Below are 21,476 nucleotides of genomic sequence, written 5' to 3' on the forward strand. Positions count from 1 at the left end.
GTCACCTTGCCGATCCGCCACGCAAGTCAGCCGGAGCCCCGCTGCCGCCATCACGATCTACCGTCAACTGGCATCGTCCGGGCCCTTCCTGCATGCCGGGATATGATCCGGGGCTATTGAGCAATCGTCGGATCTGGTGTACACATCGAGTTGCCCCACTTTCAGTGACACGTCCAGTGACGCTTATGTATTGCTCGGGGCAGAGCAGGCCATTCTCCGTCCTTTGGCGTGTGCGCGATGCCGGCCACACCGGGCTGCAGCGTGGTGCTGCCGTAGAGGTTTCCAATTTCCCCGGGTATCCATCGCAGACACGATGCCTTTCACCACCTGCCGCGCTAATGGAAAGCAGTCCGATCCGCCACCTTGCCCGCATGCAGAGGCAACTGAGTCTCGTCCTGTTCGTCGTCATTCCGTTGGCGCTGATGTTGGCCGGCACGCTTGGCTGGGGCGTGTTCCGCGTTGTGGAAGATCAGGAAGAACGGATCGCCATCCATTTTTCCAGACTCACTGGCTATATCCGGGAGCAGGAGGCCTTCCTGATACGCCTGCGCACGCGAGTCCAGAGCTTGCATCCCGATGATTACACGGGCGATGTCAAGCTGCGGCGCATCGATTCGAGCGTCCATGGCGGCGTGATGCTGTTCGAGGCGCGGGTTCCGCGCACGTCGGTCATGTTCAGCATTGCCTGCAGGGGCACGGCGGACTGTCCTCCGCAAGACAGATCCGTGCTCCGGTTTGGCACATTTTTTTTCGATTACTACAGCGCGTACTGGGCAGCATCCCAACATCCTCCGGCAGATGTCTTCCTGATCGCGACGCACGCCGATGCCAGTGTCGGCATGCAGGCGTTCCGCTCCAATTCGGACAACAGGTCCGAGGAGTACGGCGTGGTGTTCTCGATGGGCTCGCAGCATGCCGGCACGCACGCAGGCGGGCGCGACGTTGCATCGGAGGCTGTCAGCTGGCTCCGCGCAGATCCGGCGGCCGGGGGGGCAGGCAAGATGCTCGCCGTCCTGCCTCTTGATGCCGCGGCGGCCATACCGCGAGAGACGCAATCCGGGAACGATACGCTCTACGCTGCCGCGCTGTTGAACCTGGATAGCATTGGCAGTGTTCGGGGTTCTCTGGAAACACCCGGCTACGACGATTTCTGGCTGGAAGACAAGGCCCGCACCGCCTTTGCAGGCAAGGCGCCGATGCCCGCATCGAAGGCGGATGGCGTTAGCTTTGCCGCCGATGGACTGTACTTCCGGCTAAAGGACCCGAGCGGCTCGTGGCACGCGCTATATCGCATCAGCTATCCGACCTTCTTCCGCCATAACAAGGGCCTGCCAGTCATCCTCGCAATGCTGGTGCTATTCGGGCTGGGCGGCGGTTTGTCCTTCGTCCGCTGGCACAACCGGCGCGTGGTAGTGCCGGCGCGCCGGGCGCACGAGCGGCTGGCGGAAACCGACTCATTCATCCACGCGCTCATCGAGACCGCGCCTGTGGCGCTGTGCATTTACAACCGGGCGGACGGTACGGCGCTGTGCGGCAACCATCTGGCAAAGCAATGGCTGAACCTGGACCCGGGCCTGGATCCGGACCTGGATCCGGACCTGGATACGCACCAGGACCTGCAGTGCGTTCTCGACAATGCCTCCCAGGCCACGCAAGTGCTTGCTGCTACCCTGCCCGGCGCGATCGAGGAAATCCGGGGCGACGGCAGCAGGCCGCTCTCCCTGGCTTTCGCGCCGACCCGCTACCGTGGTCAAGCCGTGCTGCTGTGCGCGTTTGCCGATATCAGCGCACGCAAGGAAATCGAACGCGCCCTGGCCAAGGGAAAGCAGGACGCCGACAACGCGAGCGAGGCCAAGACCACCTTCCTGGCCTCGATGAGCCACGAAATCCGGACGCCGCTGTATGGCGTAATGGGCGCGTTGGAACTCCTGGATCTCACCGGCCTCGGCAACGCGCAGAGGCAGTATGTCCAGACGATCCGTAACTCGTCGGAAATACTGATGCAAATCATCAGCGACGTCCTGGATATCGCCAAGATCGAAGCGCGGCAGCTGTCAGTCGAGGCGGACGACTTCTGCCTGCTATCGCTGGTGGAGGCTAGCGTCAGCCGCTTTGCCGCCAGCGCCCGGCAAAAGGGCCTGCTCCTGTACGCCTGCGTTGCGCCCGATCTGCCTGAGCACCTGCGTGGCGACACCATGCGGATTCAGCAAATACTGAACCATCTCCTGAGCAACGCCATCAAATTTACCGAAACCGGTCACGTGATTCTCCGCGTCCGGCAAGATTCAGCAGAGCGCGATGGCGTGACGCTCGTGTTCCAGGTGGTGGACACGGGGGTCGGGATCGCGCGGGAACGTCAAGCGGAACTCTTCACCCCGTTCTACCGGATCGACAGCAATATGCATACGGTAAGCGGCGCCGGATTGGGCTTGTCCATCTGCATGCGCCTGGCAAGGCTGATGCATGGGGACATCCGGGTGTTCAGCGATCCTGGCCTGGGAAGCAGCGTTTCGCTGATGCTCCCCTTGTCGCACGCTGCGGTGCAGGTACCGTCGCAAGCGCCCGTGCTGACGGGGGAAGCCGTCTACGTGCGATCCCCGAGCAAGGAGTTGACCGACAATGTGTGCGCATGGCTGAAGCGCTGGGGGGCCACCACGCACACGGCAGACGATGTTCCTGTCGATGCTGCGCGGCACGTGCGTGTGCTGGACCTTCTCGTCGCCTACCCGGTGCCCGAGGGCTGGACCGGGAATTATCTGTTTGCCGGCAGCGAGCCTGCCGCGGCGGACGCGGCGTTGTCGGCGGGACGTGGCTACCTGAGTGCGCACAGCATTCAAGCGATCGGCAGCGCCATCGCCCTCGCGGTGCCGGGTATATCCGAGCCAGTTGACAGGCAGGCGGAGCCGCTCGCTGCCTGCGCACAGCTTCGGGTCCTCGTGGCCGAGGATAACGCTATCAACGGCATGATCCTGAAGGAGCAACTTGAACAAATCGGCTGCCTGGTTGTCCTGGTCTGCGATGGGGTGGATGCGCTGGCCCGATGGCACCCCGATCTGTTCGATGTCGTGATCACGGACATCAACATGCCGAGGGCAAATGGCTACGAGTTGGCCGAAGCGTTGAGACAACAAGGCTACGAGGGCCCTATTATCGGGATCACCGCCAATGCGATGCGCGAAGAGGAGCAACGCTGCATGGACGCAGGCATGACGTCCTGGCTGGTCAAGCCATTTGACCTGGGGGCGCTACGGTCTCATCTGCGCTCGCCTGCGGTCATACGGCACGCGCCGGAGGCAGTCCCGGAGTCCCCGGCCAGCCATGATGAAATCGGGATCGTGCCGCTCAGGTTCCGCGACGTATTCTCCGAGACCATGCGTGGCGATATCACGGCGCTCAATCGAGCAAGCGTGAATTCGTCCACCGACACTGCCCTGGATACGTTGCATCGTATCCGCGGAGCACTTGCTACCGTAAAATTGTTCAGACTCGTGAAATACTGTGAAGCCCTGGAGGAAGACATTCGCAGCGAAGGCCTTCAGCAAAAGCAGAAGGCAGGCATAACGCTGGTTGCCTCGCAGATCGAGGCCATTCTCGCTGAGTTTTGACAATCGACCAGGCGGCGGCTTCCCTTTATCCGATTTTTTGAACTCCATGAAAAAGACCAAAATCATCTTAGCGGACGATCATCCCCTGGTACTCATGGGAATACGCGAAGTCATCGAACGGGACCTGCGTTTCGTGGTGGTGGATTCCGCCTCGGGCCCCTCGGACCTGATCGCCAAGATTCCCCTTGCCCGTCCGGATATTATTGTCACCGACTTTGCCATGCCCGGTGATCCGGTCTTCGGGGATGGACTGAAGCTCATCGCATACCTGGCCAGGACGTTCCCCGGCGTCAAGCTGCTGGTGCTGACAATGCTCACCAACCCGATCATCGTATCGGCCCTTTACGATACCGGCGTGCACGGCGTGGTGTTCAAGGGCGACTCTCTCAACGACATCCTCGCCGCCCTGTTCGCGATCCGGAGTGGCCGCAGATACATTCCAGCATCCCTCCAGGGGTCTCTTCGCGAGAACTCGGGGTCGGATTCCATTGGCGAGCGAATCAAGACGCTGTCGCCGCGGGAATATGAAGTGCTTCGCCATTTCGTTGGCGGGGAATCGGTTCAGGACATCGCCAGGCAGTTCAACCGCAGTATCAAGACCGTGAGTGGCCACAAGGTGGCAGCAATGCAGAAGCTCGGTGTCACAACCGACCAGCAGCTCATTACCTTCTGCATTGCTACCGAGCTTTTTCAGTAGCGGGGCGCTATGGATGCGCCCTGCCGGGCGCACAAAAAAAAACCCAAGCTGCCCGCGAGGGTCGCTTGGGTGGGTAGAAGTCCGGGCAGAGGGGGGGGAATCCTCGCCGGAATCGGGAGTCGGCATCACCAGGGAATGTTGATGCCGACGACCTCAAGAATACTGAAGTCATCACGCCTCTTCTACCAGAATAATCTGGTTCTGCAGCAACGTGCCGGCACACAGCCAGTTCGACATTGACAGCTGCCGGGCGGCTGGCTAGCGGGGATGGTTGATCATCATCGACCAGAACGACGCAAGAATCCCCACCACTTGGCAGGTGCGCGCCGGATAACTTCCCTGGCTTCATCCGCACCGTAGAAGCCTATTTTCTTTAATTTCCCAGCCGACAATATCACAATTCCCAATTCATTATAATTTAAGTATTTTGTATACTTTATTACAATTTTATTAGCGAAAAAGAATTGTAATTCCACGATAGACAGAATCTCGATATCTGACGCGCGCAAAGAACAGCGCGCGTTCCAGATGAGGTTAAGGTCTTTGTGCACACCAGATGACCAACTCGGGAGGGATTTTTCGAATGGGGCCACACCTGACCTTGATGAGAGGCTGACTTGCACTGGCGGGCACCCGATCTCACACGCGTTGTTAAGCGTGGCGATAATCTCAATTCATTTATTTTTACCGAAAACAAGAACTGTCCTGTGTCGCTACCGGGGAATTCTGGCGAATATCTGCTGACACATGCGATCCATACCGGGGCTTTGGCGGCCAATATGCACTTTCATGTAACCAAGCCATCGGAAGGTCTTGCCCGCCCCCGATTGATCTGGGTCACGCCTTGCCGCTACCCGCAGGAGGATTGGCTTGATGTCAGGCCCTGCCGCCTTGAAGCAGGGGCGAGATATTGCTACGCCATTCCGGTCATCGCTATTTGCCGTGCCGCTGTTACGCGGCTGGAGATTTACAACCCCTTGCCATACCGATCGCCCGAAATAATCGAAGTGGCCCGCCAGGCCGGCCGCGCCAGCCTGTGTGTGCTGCTGCCAGCCGGCGGCTACGCGGCCGCCGCCACGCCAGAGATTTCCGAGACCGAATATCCGGGAGCCGTTCATCCGAGTGCAGGCCAACGTGTAGTGGATGGTCGCGGCATCCCGGATGGGCCGGCTCTACGGAGCGGGGCGCGCCGCGCCGGGCACGGTCCGCCGGGCGCCGGATCGGTTTTACACAGATTCGTTGATCGGAGGGCTTAGTTGTGCCAATCAGAGTGCTTCTTGCGGATGACCATTCCACGTCGCGGAAAAAGACGCGCCAGGTGTTAGCGCTGATGGATGAAGTCCAGATCGTTGGAGAACCCGTGGATTCCGCCGAACTGATGCAGTGGCCGGGCAGAGCCAGGGCCGATGTCCTGCTCTGCGCCTTTCATCGTCCGGGCCGGCGACATGACGACAATATCGCATTGCTGGATCTTCTGCATGGCACCTGTCCTCGCTTGAAGGTTGTGATCATCACGAAGGTATCCAGCCCCTTGGTCCTGCGAGCCATGATCGTCTCGGGTGCCCATGGTCTGCTGCTGAGGAGCGACCCGGCCAGGGAGATCGCGGGTGCCATCCGGGCCGTCGCGCGAGGGCGAATGTACATCGCGCAATCGGTGCGCAAGTTGATGGCTCACTCCCGGATGGCGGAGGAGCCGATCGACGTCTTTGCCAACGACTGCATTTCGGCACGGGAGACCGAAGTGCTGCGCCGCTATACGCGAGGCATGACCGTCGGTGAGATCGCCACGGCGCTGGGGCGCAGCGTCAAGACCGTGAGCACGCAGCGCATTGCGGGCATGAAAAAACTGGGCCTTGCGAACGACCGCGAGCTGTACGAGTACGCGTTCGCATTTCGGTTTGCCCCTGCCAACGAGGATACCGCTGCAGTGGAGACCGTCAAGTCGCTGCGTGGATAACGACACTCCGGGGTCTTGCCAGCGGCATTGCGGGGGGGATGGGGGGCTATGGCAAATCACTGCTGAAATCAAAGATTGAGAATTGTCCGATAGGAAAGAATTCCGATCGACGGCAATATTCAATCATGCATTTCCACCGACTTCGTGCTGGGCGCCGTAGCGTCAAGATATCGCCGCCGCGCGTAGCCGTTGTGATGCTATATCTCCTGGCAGCGACGTTGCTGCTGTGCGCGGGCATGGCCGCGGTGCTGTACCTGGAGTCTCAATTCGAGAGAAGTATTTCTGCCTATCGGCGCCAGATGAATGCTGCGGCGTATAACGCGCAGATTTTCCTGGGGCGACGTAGCTCGCTGCTGAGATCCTTGATCGACTCCATATCCGAAGGCAGCGGCGAGCCTGTCCAGTTGCCGACAAGCGCGGCCCATCGCATCGAAGGGATTTCGCTCGCCATCGATCGGCAAGCCGGGAAGAGCTGGACCTTGTATGTGACTGAACGGGACAGGGACGCCATCGCGCGTTCAGGCGCCCATCTGGTCTACTGGACCGCTGCCAAGTCCACTCAGGTAGGGCTGGAGAGCGACCGCCGTGGAATCCGGGAGGCTCTCTCGCCCGAGGTGACAAACATGCTGGTTGCGCGGCACGCGCAATCGGCTGACACCGGGTCGATTATCTGGGCCAGCGATCGCACGCATCACCGTCTTTACATGTTTGGCCGGGTCGATCCTGGCGAGAAAACAGCCGGCTGGCTTGGATTGGCGTTGGACAATGTCGAGCCGGGTCTTCTGCTGTCCAAGCCTGGCCTAAGCTATATGCTGCTGGACCGTCAGGATAACGTTGTTCTCGAAAGCACGGGAGATGCCGAATTAAGGCGCGATCTGGCGAGAATGACGCGCGAGGATGCGTTTATTCGATACGGAATGGGCCCAATACCCAAGTACCTAACGCTCAGCAAGGCGGTAGGCGACGACGGCTGGCGTGTTGTGTATGTCATTCGTGCGAGCGCGCTGCTGAACGCATGCATGCCGGCTATCCGGCTGGCACTGGGGGGCTTCGTTCTGCTGATCATCGGCATGGGCATCGGCATCGTGTATATCAATCGGCACCAGGTGCGGCCGGCGCAGCGGCAATTTGACAGCCTGATTGAAAGCGAAGCGTTTAGCCGATCCATTATCGAGGCGGCACCGGTGGCATTGTGTGTGCTTCGCCGCCGCGACGGCAACGTGCCACTTGCCAACGGATTGGCGCGAAGCTGGTTTGATCCCGACGTCTCGTGGCGCGAAGCCGCACTGTCCAATGACCGCCATCCGGGCACCGGCCGCGAACTGGTGCTGCATGACGGCCGCAGCGTCTATGTATCTTTCGCGTCGGCGCGCTACCAGGGCGAAGACGTGGTGATCTGCGCGTTCAGCGACATCACCGCCCACAAGGAAATGGAAGCAGCAACGCAGCTGGCCATTCAACGGGCGGAAGCCGCCAATGAGGCCAAGACCGTTTTCCTGACCACCATGAGTCATGAAATTCGTACGCCACTTTACGGCATCCTGGGAACACTTGAGCTCCTGGCCTTGAGCGGCGCGTCAGGGCAGCAGCGGGAGTACATCAAGGCCATCGAAGGGGCCTCGGCTTCACTATTGCAGGTAGTGGATAACGCGCTGGACATCTCGAGGATCGAAGCCGGGAGCCTGATGCTCGAACCGGCTGCCTTCTCGCCGCTCGACCTGACGGAAGACGTGCTTTGCTCGTACGCTGCGCGCGCGCAAGGCAAGGGCCTGCTCATCTACGCCTGTATCGATGCGGACATTCCCGGGAGCGTACTGGGCGACGCGGTTCGCGTGCGCCAGATCCTGAACAACCTGCTGAGCAACGCCATCAAGTTCACGCAGATGGGCCGGGTGGTGCTGCGCGCGCGGATGGTGGCAACCCGGCCGGAAGGCGTCGAGCTGATGTGGCAAGTGGCGGACACCGGCGTCGGCATTGCCGCGCAAAGCCAGGAGCGCATCTTCGAGTCGTATTATCAGGCAAGCGGTAGCCGGCAGCCGGCCGCCAGTTCTGGACTCGGGCTTTCGATCTGCCATCGGCTTGCCCAGTTGATGGGCGGCGCTATCCAGGTGGTAAGCGAGCCTGGGCTCGGAAGCCTCTTCTCGGCTACGCTGCCCTTCTCGTTGTCCATCGATGCACCGGATATCGAGATGCCTCAACTACGGCCTGGCGTGGTGTACGTGCGCTCGGACGTGAGGGAGGTCGCTACGCACCTGTGTGCCTGGCTACGCCGTTGGGGTGCCATCGCACAGCCTTACTCCGAAACGCGGGGTGGCTTGCATCGGGACGACATATTGATCGACGTGCGGCCATCGGCGCGCATTGAGATCCCCTGGGCGGGACTCAGGATCCTGGCGATACCGTTTGGCCCCGATCATCCGCAGAGGACCGGGGGTGGCTGGCAGGTGAACGGATACAGCCTACGGGCGATCGGCCTTGCAGTCCAGTTTGCGCAGAACGATGTTGGCCAAAGCCGCTGATCACGCCCAGGCACCCGTGGCTCGCGTTAACCTGGCATGATGTTGGCAAGGGATTGCCATCCAATCCGCCCAAGATAGGCCGCTAAAGAAGGCTGCAATGGATACACGCGAGGCCTTGGCAGACGACGAGAGTTGAGCGACCCAATCGGCTCCGGGCTTTGGACTTCATCTACGTCTGCGCTTGGCCGTCTACCCACTATCCATCGCCACCCTCCCCCTCATCGTCCTGCGCGGCCAACTCGCTCAACACCAGCGGTTCATGCGCGAGCACGGCCGCCAGCGAAAGCAGATGACTCTGCGCCTCTTCGGTGATGTTGCACAAGGAACCGCCGGCAGCGTTCTCGACCGCCACCGACAGCAGCGCGTTGAGTTGCGCGGTTTTTTCCGCGGCAAGGCTTAGCGGGCTTTCGGAAGGCGCGTGGGCCGTGAGGAAGGTGTCGCGCCCGGCGCGCTGGGCGGTGATGTTGTAGTGCGGATACCTATGCATCGGGCGCCCTCCGTTGGGAGGCGCGCAGGCGCTGGCAGAGGATGGCTGGCTTGGAGGATACGATTTGCCCGGGATGGGCGAGCGAAGACTGGGGCATGGGTGTGCCTCCTACTTAAGCGATGTCAACCCGCTCCCCGCTGTCAAATGGGGTTGACAGCCGGAAAGAAGGAACCGGTGAGCTCGAAAGCTCCCCCGCCCAGGCCCGCCCGTAGGGGCGCGCAAAGGCAAGACGAACAAAAGCCATATAGAGGCACATGTCCGCGTTCTTAGCAGGCTGTCAAACCCGGTCGCTGTGTTTGCAACGACCTGCGCAGTATAAGGGCACAAAGTACGCTCCAAACCGCCCGCTACAAAAAGTCACAGTGCTACGCCATCGGTGGGTAGAAAACACCGAATCAACGCTTTCCAAGCGACAGATCAGTTTTACGGAAGCGGAAAGCCACGGCAAGAAACGGGGGACGCGACGCCAGCGCTTCCTGACGGAGATGGAAAGCGTGGTGCCGTGGTCGCGCCAGATTGCGGCTGTCGAGCCGTACTACCCCAAGGGCAAACGTGGACGGCAGCCGATGGTTGGTGGCCATGAATTATCCACGTCACCAAATCAAGGCGTAGTACCCCAGATAGAACAGGGCAGTGCCTGCCAACAGCGAGAGCATTGTCCAAGCGAACCTCCCGGCAGTCGGCTGACGCGAGTACTTCCACCCCGCCGATGCCCAAGCCACAGCAGGGCCGACCAAAAAAAGGACGATCGCGGCTTGGCCCCGCCATGACACCGAACAATGCTTGATGTCCCAACAGCCGTGCCACTGCTCGATGAGCGGCCATGCGTATTTCTCTGCCAATTTCGCGGCTAGTAGAGCCGACTGCCTCATCGCTACCAGCGCCATGGCGAAAAAAGCCACACACCAAGCGAGGCGCGTCATGCGACTTCCCACAGCAGGATCTTTTTCGATTTTCCTAAATCCGAGTACCACGCCGACCCAAGCCCCACGGTAAAGCGCAGGAAGTTATTGAGCCGGCCGCGGCCAGTACCGCGACGATGCGTGGACTCGGGTGAGGTAGCGCCTCGATTTCATCTGATGGCGCTCATATGGTCAGCGCAGCGTTGCCAACCTGGTTCTGGACACCATCCTCAGGGGAAAGTGAAGGTGAATTCGGCGGAGCCTCCCGCGTAGCCGGCCTTGATCTCGACGTCGCCACCGGTGCGGATGTACTGCGCCGACAGCGGGAGCTTTGCTGTCCTGCCCGGCTTGTCGAGCGTCATCTCGTACTTCCTGGCAGCGCCCGGATCGCCATAGGCGATGCGCTCCCGGCTGCCATCCTCGCGCGTCATGATGATGCCGAACCCCTGGGCCAGGCTTTGCCCGCCCGGCGCGCTGAGCCGCAACACCGTCTTGTCTGCATTGGGCGGCGTCGCCTTGTCCCTGAAGCTGATCTTGGGCTTGGCGTTGGCCGCGCAATTGCTCAGGGCGATCTCGAAGTGCTTCGGTGGGGAAGTGTCGTTGAGCTTCTTGAACCGATCGATGGGGATACTCCCCAGATCGACCGGAATGATCTGATTGGCCACCACATCGCATTTGTTCGGAATCGGGGGCGGCGGGCCGCCACCGATGCCGACGATACCCGTGCTGTCGTAGGTAATGGACTGATGGCATCCCGGGCCCAAGGTGGGCACCTGGAACGTGCTGCCCAGGCTCACTCCCACCGACTTCAGAAAATCCGCCGCATAGATCTTCACCTGGAGACCACCCGCAACATGGGTCACCTTGATCTCGCCCGGGGGGAGCGCATTCGGGTCCTTGGTCAGCACCAGGTACTGTTTGTAGCTGGCGATGGTGGACCCGGTCTTTATCCCCAGATTGGGTTGAAACAAGACATCGATCTTCTCGACGGCAAGCGGGTCGGCCTCTTTGCGCAGGGTTCTGGCGACACCGTCCGACGATAGTGCTTCCCACTTGAAGCCGATGCCGTCAATATTCGTTGGCACAATGCCATCCGCACCGACGGGCGGCCCGAACCCCATTGCCCAGTGGGCGCCCGTGACCAGATCGTGAGCGACCACTGCCGACGTCGCACCAAAGGTGAAGGACGTCGACAACGCGAACCGCCGCTCCATCAGGATCGTGCCGATGGCCGTACTGCTGGTCAGGGGATTGGTGACCGTCCACGGCTGGATCTCCTGCGGATTGGGGTTCGTGCAGTTGATGGCCATGCGGTTTTCAAATTGTGCCTGGGCGCTGCCGCTCACCAACCCCAGCATCAGCATTAGCGCGGCAATGAACAGGCGTACCGGTTGGCGCGCCGCCCGTGCAATTCCCGACAGCCCGGCAATAGGCAGTACATTCGTATTCATGCAGCTCTCCATCTCCCCCCCCTGTCTCGCCAGCCTTTCGAGGTGGCGTCAAAATCCATGGTGCGCGCGGCCGACAGGACCCGCCACCTGCGCCGCCAGCAACGCATATCCGTCCTTGTGTTCCATGGCGCGGTACTGAAATGCCCTTGCATGCCATGCCGAAACACGGCACGCAAGGGGCCTGCCTGCTAGGCAGGCAGGTCAGTGGACTGCTTCAGCAACTTACTGAATGATGGTGCCGTAGTTGATGCCGGCCTGCGGCAGCAGGGCAGCATTGCCGGAAACCCGGTTGCCTTGCATGAGACCGAAGTTCACACCGACCAGGCCACCATAGCTCTGGGCGTAGCTCGACACGAAGTCGATCTTGCCGCTGGCCGTCGAGTAATTGACTTCGCCCTGATTCAGGCCAACCAGGCCGCCCATCGTCACGTAGTTGCCACCGCTGACCGTGCCGGAAGCCGACGAAGCACTGACCGCGCCGTGGTTCTGGCCAACCAGGCCACCCACCACGCTGCGGCTTTCACCCTTGACGTTGCCGCTGGCTACGCCCGACACGATCGCGGCGCCATTGCTGGCGACGTTGGTGCCGACCAGGCCGCCGACAAAGCTGTTGGTATTGGCATAGACTTCGCCGCTCGCTTCCACCGCCAGCAGGTTGCCGCCGTTGTAGCCGACCAGGCCGCCGGTGTGGCTGTTGCTGCCGCCCGAGGTCTTGCCTCGCGCCACCGAACTCTGGATGGTGCCGCTGTAGTTGCTGCCGACCAGGCCGCCCACGCGGTTGTTGGCGCCGCCGATCACGGCGCCGGTGGCTTCCGCGCCGAAGATGGTGCCGCCCTCGTTGCTGCCGGCCAGGCCGCCCACATCGATGCCCGAAGTATCCCTGACCAGGCCGCTGGTCTTGACATTGATCAGGCTACCGTTCCGGTTCTGCCCCACCAGGCCGCCGATGGCCGCGGCACCGCTGCCGTCTACGCGGCCACTGGTGCTGGCATCGGCAATCCGGCCGCCGCTGTCGTTGAGGCCAACCAGGCCACCGATCACGGCGTTGCTGGAAGAGCCTGTGTCGCCGGCGGAGAAGACGCGCTCGATGACGCCACCGTTGTTGTAGCCCACCAGGCCGCCCACGTTCAGGCCGCCGTTGGATGTGCCGACGGTGCCCCGGCTGGACGAATCGGCGATATAGGCGTTAGGCCCGGCGTTCAGCCCGACCAGGCCGCCCACGCCGCCCATGGCCGTGCGCTGCATGTATCCGCCGATCTTGGCATCCGACCTGCTGCGTGTCACGCTGCCCGCGTTTTCGCCGACCAGGCCACCGATCGACTGGGTCAGGTTGCTGCCAGACAGACTGGAGGCGCTCACCGAAGCGCGGTCGATGGAGCCGTCGATGAGGTTCTTCCCCACCAGGCCACCCATTGAATGGGCCCGCCCGCTGTTGCTAGACAGGCATACGCCAGTGGCGTTGACGTTGGAGATGGTGCCGGAATTCTGCCCCACCAGCCCGCCCAGCGCAGCGGCGCCGGCATTGCCAGACGTCGCGTTGACCGTCAACGCCGCCAGGCCGAGGTTGCTGATGCTGCCGGACGATGCCGAGAACAGGCCGGACAAAGGCCCGGTGCTGGTCACCTTGAGATTGCTCAAGGTATTGCCCAGGCCGTCGAAGGTGCCGTAGAACGTGCCGTAGTCGCCGCCGATCGACTTCAGGCTGCCGCCGCTGATCTTGTTGCCCAGCACGTAGTAGCCGCCCAGATTGTCGTTGATGCCCTGCAGCTGCGCGAGGTTCTGGATCACGTTATAGGAAAAGCCGTTCGACCTGAACGACGCCCCCGTCCCGGACAAGGTGACCACCGCGCCGTTGTTCAGGTTCAGCGAACGGCCATAGTTCAACGCCAGGCCGTTGCCGGCTCCGCTGAGCGTGACCTTGTTGTTCAGGTTGATATCCTTGGCGTCGCCGGCGGTCATGGCCAGGCTGGCGTTGACGCCGGTGGCGCTCAGCGCTCCGTTCACATTGACATCGCCAGCCGAGGTCAGCGTCAGCTTGTTGCCGCTGCTCCACTCGATCGGCGCGTTGACCAAAAGATTGCCAACGGTGCTGGCCAGCTCGATATTGGTGGTGCCGAGGTTGCGCGAGAGCGTGTCACTATATGCGGTAATTTCGCCACTGCCGGCGGTCTGGCCGACGTTGACATCCATCCCGCTGAGCTTCCAGGTGCCCGTCTGCCCGTTATTGGCCTGGGTGTTGACCTGGGTGCCCAACTGCACCTGCACATCGGCGCCGCGGGTCTCGATGGTGCCGCCGTTGCCCGGGCCGGCCATCGCGCTGGCGTTCAGGTTGCCGGCCACGCGCACGACGCCGGCGCTGCCGCCGTCCAGCGTGATCTTGCCGGCATTGCCGCGCAAGGTCTTGGCCTCGATCATGCCCGTATTGTTCACCACCGCCTGCTGCAAGCTGCCGGCGGCACGGGCCGTCATCAGCACCTGGCCACCGTCGGCCTTGAGCAGGCCGCCGTTTTGCACCAGCGAGCCTACCAGGCCGCCATTCACCTGCAGGTTGAGCAGGTTGCTGGCGTCGAAGCTCACGGTGAAGTCATTGCCGGCGCCTAGCGCCACCCGGCCCATCTGCGCCTGGATAAGGCCAGTGTTGTTCACCGTCGTGCCCAGCAGCGCCACGCTGCCACCCGGCGCGGCGGTAATCCGGCCGGCATTGATGATCGACGCACCCGCGCCGCCGGCAAAGCGGTAGGTCCCGCTGTTGAAATCCGCGTTGGTGATGTCCTGCGTCGAGGCCACCAGGCCGCCCACGTTGACCTGGGCGGTCTGCCCAAACACCATCCCGTTGGGGTTGACCAGGAAAACGCGGCCATTGGCATCGATCTGGCCCTGGATATTGCTGGCATTCGCACTGATCACGCGGTTGAGCGCGATCGAGTTGCTGTCGGGCTGGTTGAAGGTGACTCTCTCCTTCGCGCCAACGCTGAACCCGTTCCAGTTGATGATCAGCTTGTCGCTCGACTGGTTGATCGACATGGCCTGGCCATCGTTGTAGGTCGCGACATTGCCGGTGCCCGATACGATCACATTGCCGGTCGGCAAGGCATGCGCCGGCGCAAGCGCCCCCAGCCCCAACAGCGCAACAGCGGCGGCAATCACGCGCCTGGCACCGCCAGACTTGCCGCGGCGGCGAGCCCCTTCGCTGGCGACGTTCCAGCATCCCTGGGCCTGATTCCAGACCAGTGCATAGCTTTTGTTCATATTGACCTCTTTCCTTGTTATTGAGAATGCTGCAACCATCCCGGCAGCACGGGTACTGCACCGACACGGTCCACGGCGCGCTCAGAAGTACTGCGCGCCCTGAACCCAAAACCTGGGGCTGCGCACCGGCCCCCCGCTTGCGTCGCGCTGGCCCAGCGGCCAGGCCAGCGCCAGGCTGATCTGATGTCCCTGCCCGGCCCAGGCGCCACCGATGCCCGCCCCCGTCAACCGGCGCGTGTTGCGCTCCCTGGTCCAGGGCTGCTTGTTGGTGTCCACCACGCTCTTGTCCACGAAGGCGCTCAACTGCCAGCCAGGGGCCACCGCGTAGCGCAGCTCCAGGCTGGCCTGCCAGCCCTGGTCGCCGCTGCCGGCGCCGAGCGCGTAGGCGCGCACGCCATAGGGCCCGCCCATGCCGAACTTCTCCGAGCCGTCCAGGTTGCCGGACGCCCATTGCGCATTGGCCTGGGCATAGAGCTGGAAGCGATTGCTCAGTCGCTGCAGGCGCGCCGCGCTCAGGTTCATCTTGCTGAAGCTGCCGCCGGTTCTCGCGCTGACCTGGTCGATGAACTCGGTGTACGGATCGTCGATGCGAAGCCGTCCCGTGCTGTAGCTCGCCGAGAACATGGTCTGCCCGCCGCCGAATACGTTGTCCTGGCCGTTGCCGTTCACGCCAGCGGTCCACAGCCCCACGCGCTTGCCGACGTTGCTCTCGAAGAGATCCATCTCGTCGCGCAGCCGCTTGTCGTCGTACTGCAGCTGGGCGCCCAGGTTGAAGGCGCGGCCGCGCAGCAGCGGCTGCGAGACGAAGACGCTGCGGATGCTGGCGCGGCCGTGCGCTTCCAGCACCGCGAAATTCTTGCCGAGGTGATAGCCCATATCCGAGTACGACACGCCCACGCGTGTGGACCAGGGACCGGCCGGCAACTGGTAGCCGGCGCGGTAGTAGCGCTGCCGCTTGTCGCTGCCAAGCACGCGCAGGCTCAACTGGTCCCCCAGCCGCAACGGGTTGTTCAGGTAGAAGCTGCCGCCCAGGCGGTATTCGCCGGTGTAGTAGCCGCCGTAGTTGTCCGCCTCCAGACTGCCGCCGGCCAGCGGCCCGGGCTCCGCCTCGACCAGCAGGTCGGTGGTACCGGGCTCGGTGCCGGACTGCAAGGTACCCTTGGCCTGGGCGCCGGGGATATCGTTGAGCAGCAGCAGGCTGCTTTCCAGTTCCGCACTATGCACCGCCTCGCCGCGCCTGAGCCTCGACAGCGGCTGGCGCAGCACGCCGTCGAACGCGCGCGATTTATTCTGCAGCACGACCTGCCCGTACCTGCCCTCCATCACTTCGAGCCGGATCAAGCCATCTTCGATATCCTGCGGCGGCAGGAAGGCGCGCGCCAGCAGGTAGCCGTGCGCGTGGTAATACGCGGTGATGCGGTCCGCCGCCGCGCGCAGGCCTGCGAGGTCCTGCTCGCTGCCGTTCAGGTCGCTCAGCAAGGGCAGCAGTTGCGCCGAGTCGAATACCTTGTTCCCGTCGATGCGAAAGCCCTGCACCTTCAGGCGTATCCCCGGGTCGGCGGACGCGGTGGGCACGCTGCGCTCGTCCGCCTTGGGCAGGTCCAGCTCCAGACTGGACGGCGCAGGGAGTTCCGGACGCACGGTCTCGAGATCGCGCATGGTCTGCCCGGCCCTGGGTATGCTGGGTACATTCGCCGCATTCGCCGCATTGGGCGCACCGGGCACCTGCGCATGCCCCGCGACCGGCAGCAGCAACATCAGGCCGACACCGCAGGCACGCAGCCCGAAGGCGCGGCGCGCGGCCCGGTCACCGACCGCCCGGCGGGCTTGTGCATAGGCATCGACATCGACATCGACATCGACAAAAGTTCCACGGCCAGCAGTCACTTGATTTCTTCTCATGGCAATCCATTCATTTCACGAGCGGCCCAATCGATGTGCATGCGCCGCTCTCAGCCCGATGGCGTTGGACTTCCTCATCGAGCCACCCATCAACCTGCGTCGAAACTACCTTTTGACATTTGCATTGCCGACGATCAGTTCGCCGCTGTCCCTGACGGCTTCGTAATGCACCACCGCCTCGTCCGAGGCGGCGCCCTTCAAGCCGGGCAGCGTGAACCGCGTGACGCCAAGCGGCGCGATGGTCTGGCCGTCCAGTTCCACCGATGCGCCCGCGCGCCCGACCGCCATCCGCGCCAGCGACACGTGGTAAGGCGTGGGGTTGGTCGCTTCCAGGACGGCGCCGCCCGCCTTGCCTGCCCTGCCGAACGCCCATGTCACCTGTCCGATGGCCTCGTCCGCGGTGCCGGGCAATCCCGCCGGCCGGAACAGCAGCTTCATGCGCGTGCGGTAAGACAGGCGCAGCAGACTGGCGGTGTCCCCGGCCAGCGGCGGCACCTCCAGAAAGTTGATCCAGAACACCGACTCGCGATCCCCGGGCAGCGGCTCACCGGTGTAGCGCAGCCGGAGCACCGTCTTGCGCTCCGGGTCCAGCCTGAGCAAGGGCGGCGACAAGATGAAGGGCACGCTCAGCGTGGCCGGATCGGCATTGACCTCCCCCTGGTCCAGCCAGGCCTGGACCAGGATCGGGCTGTCGCCGGCATTGCGCAGCCTCACGCTCAGCGCAGACAGCTCGGCGGGGTAGACGAAGCGGGTGCCGATGATCGACAACGCCGCCAGCGCCCCGGCCGGCGCCAGGCAAAGCAGCAAGGCCAGCATGGCTCCAGCGCCGCGCCACGGCCGCTCGCAGCGCGGCCTGCGATCGCTGCCGCCCGCAATGATCGGATGGGTCATGCAGCTCGGCCTTCCCTGGTTCAGCATGCTGGCCGGATTGCCTTGCGCTGCCGTCCTGGTGCTCAACGGTTGCCCGGCTCCGGGTTGATTCGGCCTCACGGACGCGCCGCCAGCTCTTTGCTGCCCACGCCGCCGGCCGGCAATGGAAGGCATGGCAGGTCCAGCATCTCGTAGCCGCTGCGTTTGCCCTCTACGCGCGCGGGCAGCGTGTAGTCGATCACGCAGCGCTCTTCGGGCTTCTTGCCCCATTCGACGCGGATCGAGCCGCGGTCCTTCTCGGCGCGCACCACCAGGCGGCTGCCCTGGCCCACGGCGCCGATCGCCATGCCGCCTTCGGCATCGATGGCGGTGGCGGCGAAGGGCAGCAGTTCGCCATTGGGCATGCGGCTGTTGATGAGCACGGCGCGCGCCTTGCGGGTTTCGTAGGTGAGCATCACCACCGAGCCAGCGCGCGGCGCGACGCTGCGCGAGGTCACCTTCAATTCGACGTCGTCGGGGATGCCCTTGGGATCGACATCGATGCTGTTCAACTGATAAGGGATCAGGCTGGGTACGACCGCGTAGCCGCGCCGGTCCACGCTGGCGCCGCCGTAGCCGACCCGGGCGCCCTGCGCATCCGCCGCATGGACCACGCCGATGGTCTCGCCAAGGGTCTGTGCCATGGATATGCCGCCCGGATGAACGACCAGGCCGCCCTGCGCGCTGGCCGACGCCTGCCGATAGCCTTGACCCTGGCCAATGCTGGCGCCCAGCGTGACGTCAGACAGGCGCCAGTTGATGCTGGCGTTGCCCGAGGCGGCATTGCGCCGGTCGTCATAAGTGCCGGAGAGCGAGTACGAGCCCTTGCCCTGCTGGTCGATGATCCCCGAAACGCCGGAAGACACCTGCGTGCCGGCACTGTCGTCGTGCGTGACGAAGGCGTTCAGGACGGGAGCGCCGCGGGCGGACTTTCCCAGTGGAATCGACAGGTTGAGGCTGACCAGCGTGCTGCTGCCGCTGCTCGCTCCCCCATACAAGGCCCCACCGCCCCCCGCGTTCTGCACGCGCTGCACGGACACGGAATAGGTGTTGCCGCGCCACTGGTTGCTATAGCCCAGCGTGAAACTGAGCGCCTGGCCACGCTGGTTCCAGTACTGGAGCGAAGAGCCGTTGAGGTAGACATTGCCGCCGCTCGCGCCGAGCGTCTGGCTGATGTTGGCATCCACTCTGCTGCGCGTGCGCGCGAACGAATCGGCCGCCGCGCCGCGCTCGACGGCATCGTGCAGCATCAGCGCATCGCGCAGGCCAAGATAGCCACGCGTGGAATAGCGGTACGCCAGCAGCGAGAAGTTGGTACCGCTGTTCGGCAAATTCTTGCTGTACGAAACACGGAAGCTGGAGCCACGCAGGCTATCGCCGTTTGGCACGGCGGCCCTGGCCCACGTGACGTCGGCGCCAAAGCCACCGAAGCGCGTGTTGAGCGCCCCGCCCAGCAGCCCGGACACATAGTTGCTGGCGAAGGCCACACCACCGTAGCCGGTGACCATATTGTTGATGCCGTGTTGCAGCGTGCCCTGCATGACGTACTGTCCGCTGCCTTGCAGAGCGGGGTCGCTAGCCCTGCCCGCGGTCACGCTGTAGCGCGTGACACCGGGCCGCAACAACTGCACGGTGGTGGCAAAGGGCACCAGGAAGGTACGCGCCTGCCCGTTGGCCTCGGTCACGGTCACCTGCAGGTCGCCGCCGTAGCTGGCAACCTGCAGGTCATTGATCTCGAACGGCCCCGGTGCCACGGTGGTCTCGTAGACCAGGAAGCCGCGCTGGTGGACCGAGACCCGGGCGTTCGAGCCGGCGGTACCGCGCACCACAGGTGCGTAGTAGCGCTGCGTCTCGGGCAGCATGCGGTCGTCGCTGAAGATCTGCGCGCCGCGGAAAGACACCGAATCGAACAGCTCGCCGCTGGTCGAGCTCTCGCCGACCAGCAATTGCGAGCGCAGCTCGGGCAGATCGGTCTGGCCATAGATATAGCCACGCTGATAGCGCGTGCCAGTCGGCGCCGACCAGGTAACCGAGCCGTTGTGGCGCAATCGCAGCGGCCCGAGGTTTGCCCCCAGGTTCAGGCCTGCGTAGGCCTGGGTGGTGTTGCGTCCCTGGCTCTGCGTGGTGAAGACATTGGTGTTGTAGTTGAGGAGCAGCGCCGGAACGCCACTGTCCCAACGCTGCGGATCGACATAGTTCTTCGATGTGGTCAGCCGCAGATAGTATTGCGGCACGGAAAGATAGATCGCCTGCTCCGCCTGGTCGAACTTGAGTTCGGCGCCGGGAACATAGTTGCCGATGTCGGCACAGACCGGGCCTTCCGGCATCGGGTTGGGCGGCCGCGCGGGATCCTGGCCGCGCGCGCTCTTGTTCAGATCGACACCTGCGCGGGTAAGCAGATCGCGGTCGTAGCATGCCTGCGCGCTTTCCCGGCCCGTAACCTGCCGGAACTCGATATCCTCGGTGCCGCGCCATTGGCCATTGACATGCAGTTCGACGCGGTACTTGCCCGGCGTGACAATATCCAGCCGCTCGAAACGGCTGGTATCGATCGTGATGCCCTCGGTGCCCTGCGCCAGCATGTAGGAGTCGAATATCACCCGTTTGCCGTCCAGGGCGGACAGCAGCCGCGGCTCGGGCCCGTTTCCATCGCTGCCGGCACTTCGCGCGCGCTCCGGGTCACCATCCTGTGCCCCTTTACGTTCCTGCGCCGGGGTCTCGCCAATCGGCGCACCGAGATCCATGGACTGGCGCGTCCCCGCGCCCTGCCCACCCACAACGGTCGCCGCCGCCCAGGCGGCAGGCGACATCGCGATCGCCGCCACGGCGCCGATCAGGCGAGGCGCAAGGCGCCCCGGCCTGGAGGCCGGCAGCGCAGCCACGCTGCCGGCGCGAGCCGGGCCAGCGGGTTGAACAAGGCGAACTGAGGATTGCATAGACCGACGAATTTGTCCTATCTGCGGAAGCTGGAGGCCGCTGTACTACGGACACAGTGAAAGGAATCGGGACAGGCGTGCTTAGCGGCTAATTTGCCAATGCCTTCTCTTCCGTGTACCGGCCACCGTAGTCGTTGATGACTTCGTATCGGACAAGGGCACCGGGGTGATTTCCGGGCTTTGCTTCGGGTAGCACAAAGGTCTCCTTGCCGAGCGGGGCCACCATGCCACCACCCGCGGCGACAAACTTGCCCTCCAGCCTGGCGTCGACCCGGCCAAAGGAAACGTAGTAGGGCGTAGGGTTGCTGACCTCCACGGCAAGCTGCTTCGCCGTCTTTCCGGCCGGCCCCTGGCCATCCACGGTGACCAGCTTCCAGGCAAGCTTGCCGGGAGCGGCATCGACGTCCTTCAGTTGCACAGGCCGGAAGAAAACCTTGATACGGCTGCGGAAGGCGAACAGAAGCGCATTCTCGGCGTCCTCCTTCTTCGAGGGCACCTCCAGCACATTGAGCCAGAACACCGTCTCGCGGTCGCCCGGCAGTGGTTCCTGCGTATAGACGATACGCAGCACCGCGCCCTTGCTCGGCTCTACCCGGCCCACCGCCGGCGCGAGCATGAAGGGAACGCGGACTTTCTCGGGCGGCATGTCCGGCTGGCCATCGTCCAGCCAGTTCTGCACGAGAACGGGCTCGCTGCCGATGTTGTTCAGCCTTACGGTAACCTCCCGGGCATCGGACGGGAATACCAGTCGCGTACCCTGTATGACAATGGAAGCCTGCGCCACGCTGGCGCAGGCGGCGAGCGCCACGACACCGGCGGCAAGAAGTGAAGAGATGCGAGCGACCGACGTCATGGCATTCCT

Annotated in this window: 13 protein-coding genes and 1 pseudogene; 5 read left to right on the forward strand and 9 right to left on the reverse strand. The window is 63.3% G+C overall.

Translation table 11 applies throughout. From position 1 onward, the window contains the following. Positions 1-338: 338 nt before the first annotated feature. Together AC1RQK_RS09220 and AC1RQK_RS09225 are read left to right on the forward strand one after the other, a co-directional pair. Complete coding sequence (locus tag AC1RQK_RS09220; RefSeq protein ID WP_492808637.1) at positions 339-3,605, forward strand: hybrid sensor histidine kinase/response regulator; 3,267 nt, start codon at positions 339-341, stop codon at positions 3,603-3,605. Between the two features lie 46 nt (positions 3,606-3,651). Then, positions 3,652-4,302: a response regulator gene (locus AC1RQK_RS09225; RefSeq protein WP_492371661.1), complete on the forward strand. Its 651-nt coding sequence runs from the start codon at positions 3,652-3,654 to the stop codon at positions 4,300-4,302. A gap of 278 nt (positions 4,303-4,580) precedes the next feature. Here the strand turns inward: AC1RQK_RS09225 and AC1RQK_RS09230 are convergent, their stop codons facing one another. Beyond that, positions 4,581-4,778: a hypothetical protein gene (locus AC1RQK_RS09230; RefSeq protein ID WP_492371660.1), complete on the reverse strand. Its 198-nt coding sequence runs from the start codon at positions 4,776-4,778 to the stop codon at positions 4,581-4,583. An 854-nt stretch (positions 4,779-5,632) separates the two neighbouring features. On the opposite strand from AC1RQK_RS09230, the gene AC1RQK_RS09235 reads away from it, so the two are divergent. Both AC1RQK_RS09235 and AC1RQK_RS09240 read left to right on the forward strand, forming a co-directional pair. Continuing rightward, positions 5,633-6,259: a LuxR C-terminal-related transcriptional regulator gene (locus AC1RQK_RS09235; protein WP_492371659.1), complete on the forward strand. Its 627-nt coding sequence runs from the start codon at positions 5,633-5,635 to the stop codon at positions 6,257-6,259. 194 nt (positions 6,260-6,453) lie between these two features. Next, complete coding sequence (locus AC1RQK_RS09240) at positions 6,454-8,778, forward strand: ATP-binding protein (RefSeq protein ID WP_492371658.1); 2,325 nt, start codon at positions 6,454-6,456, stop codon at positions 8,776-8,778. A 196-nt stretch (positions 8,779-8,974) separates the two neighbouring features. On the opposite strand, the gene AC1RQK_RS09245 is transcribed toward AC1RQK_RS09240, so the two are convergent. Then, positions 8,975-9,265 (reverse strand): hypothetical protein, encoded by a 291-nt coding sequence (locus tag AC1RQK_RS09245; RefSeq protein ID WP_492371657.1) that lies wholly within the window; start codon positions 9,263-9,265, stop codon positions 8,975-8,977. A gap of 362 nt (positions 9,266-9,627) precedes the next feature. Between AC1RQK_RS09245 and AC1RQK_RS09250 the strand changes: the two are divergent. Further along, positions 9,628-9,834, forward strand: a pseudogene (locus AC1RQK_RS09250) (hypothetical protein); the annotation flags it as partial. Positions 9,835-9,858: 24 nt separating this feature from the next. Here AC1RQK_RS09250 and AC1RQK_RS09255 read toward each other — a convergent pair. The 7 genes from AC1RQK_RS09255 to AC1RQK_RS09285 form a co-directional block, all read right to left on the reverse strand. Next, complete coding sequence (locus AC1RQK_RS09255; protein WP_492371724.1) at positions 9,859-10,188, reverse strand: hypothetical protein; 330 nt, start codon at positions 10,186-10,188, stop codon at positions 9,859-9,861. Positions 10,189-10,397: 209 nt separating this feature from the next. Next, on the reverse strand, positions 10,398-11,618 hold the full coding sequence (locus AC1RQK_RS09260; protein WP_492808639.1) for a fimbrial protein: 1,221 nt from the start codon (positions 11,616-11,618) through the stop codon (positions 10,398-10,400). A gap of 222 nt (positions 11,619-11,840) precedes the next feature. Then, the gene (locus tag AC1RQK_RS09265; RefSeq protein WP_492371655.1) at positions 11,841-14,867 is read right to left on the reverse strand and encodes a two-partner secretion domain-containing protein; all 3,027 of its coding nucleotides are present in this window, start codon (positions 14,865-14,867) and stop codon (positions 11,841-11,843) included. 81 nt (positions 14,868-14,948) lie between these two features. Then, positions 14,949-16,769: a ShlB/FhaC/HecB family hemolysin secretion/activation protein gene (locus AC1RQK_RS09270; RefSeq protein WP_492371654.1), complete on the reverse strand. Its 1,821-nt coding sequence runs from the start codon at positions 16,767-16,769 to the stop codon at positions 14,949-14,951. 105 nt (positions 16,770-16,874) lie between these two features. Further along, positions 16,875-17,660: a fimbria/pilus periplasmic chaperone gene (locus AC1RQK_RS09275; RefSeq protein WP_492808642.1), complete on the reverse strand. Its 786-nt coding sequence runs from the start codon at positions 17,658-17,660 to the stop codon at positions 16,875-16,877. Positions 17,661-17,755: 95 nt separating this feature from the next. Beyond that, positions 17,756-20,614: a fimbria/pilus outer membrane usher protein gene (locus tag AC1RQK_RS09280; RefSeq protein WP_492808644.1), complete on the reverse strand. Its 2,859-nt coding sequence runs from the start codon at positions 20,612-20,614 to the stop codon at positions 17,756-17,758. 88 nt (positions 20,615-20,702) lie between these two features. Continuing rightward, positions 20,703-21,467, reverse strand: a complete 765-nt coding sequence (locus AC1RQK_RS09285) for a fimbria/pilus periplasmic chaperone (protein WP_492808646.1) — start codon at positions 21,465-21,467, stop codon at positions 20,703-20,705. Positions 21,468-21,476: the final 9 nt, after the last annotated feature.

This window comes from Cupriavidus sp. GW822-FHT02D05 (assembly GCF_058802485.1).

Bases quoted from the DNA above. Each gene is read 5' to 3' on its own strand.
- AC1RQK_RS09285 (WP_492808646.1), bottom strand. From the start codon at position 21,467: ATGACGTCGGTCGCTCGCATCTCTTCACTTCTTGCCGCCGGTGTCGTG.
- AC1RQK_RS09225 (WP_492371661.1), top strand. From the start codon at position 3,652: ATGAAAAAGACCAAAATCATCTTAGCGGACGATCATCCCCTGGTACTC.
- AC1RQK_RS09220 (WP_492808637.1), top strand. From the start codon at position 339: ATGGAAAGCAGTCCGATCCGCCACCTTGCCCGCATGCAGAGGCAACTG.
- AC1RQK_RS09260 (WP_492808639.1), bottom strand. From the start codon at position 11,618: ATGAATACGAATGTACTGCCTATTGCCGGGCTGTCGGGAATTGCACGG.
- AC1RQK_RS09255 (WP_492371724.1), bottom strand. From the start codon at position 10,188: ATGACGCGCCTCGCTTGGTGTGTGGCTTTTTTCGCCATGGCGCTGGTA.
- AC1RQK_RS09275 (WP_492808642.1), bottom strand. From the start codon at position 17,660: ATGACCCATCCGATCATTGCGGGCGGCAGCGATCGCAGGCCGCGCTGC.
- AC1RQK_RS09235 (WP_492371659.1), top strand. From the start codon at position 5,633: ATGGATGAAGTCCAGATCGTTGGAGAACCCGTGGATTCCGCCGAACTG.
- AC1RQK_RS09265 (WP_492371655.1), bottom strand. From the start codon at position 14,867: ATGAACAAAAGCTATGCACTGGTCTGGAATCAGGCCCAGGGATGCTGG.
- AC1RQK_RS09280 (WP_492808644.1), bottom strand. From the start codon at position 20,614: ATGCAATCCTCAGTTCGCCTTGTTCAACCCGCTGGCCCGGCTCGCGCC.
- AC1RQK_RS09270 (WP_492371654.1), bottom strand. From the start codon at position 16,769: ATGAGAAGAAATCAAGTGACTGCTGGCCGTGGAACTTTTGTCGATGTC.
- AC1RQK_RS09245 (WP_492371657.1), bottom strand. From the start codon at position 9,265: ATGCATAGGTATCCGCACTACAACATCACCGCCCAGCGCGCCGGGCGC.
- AC1RQK_RS09240 (WP_492371658.1), top strand. From the start codon at position 6,454: ATGCTATATCTCCTGGCAGCGACGTTGCTGCTGTGCGCGGGCATGGCC.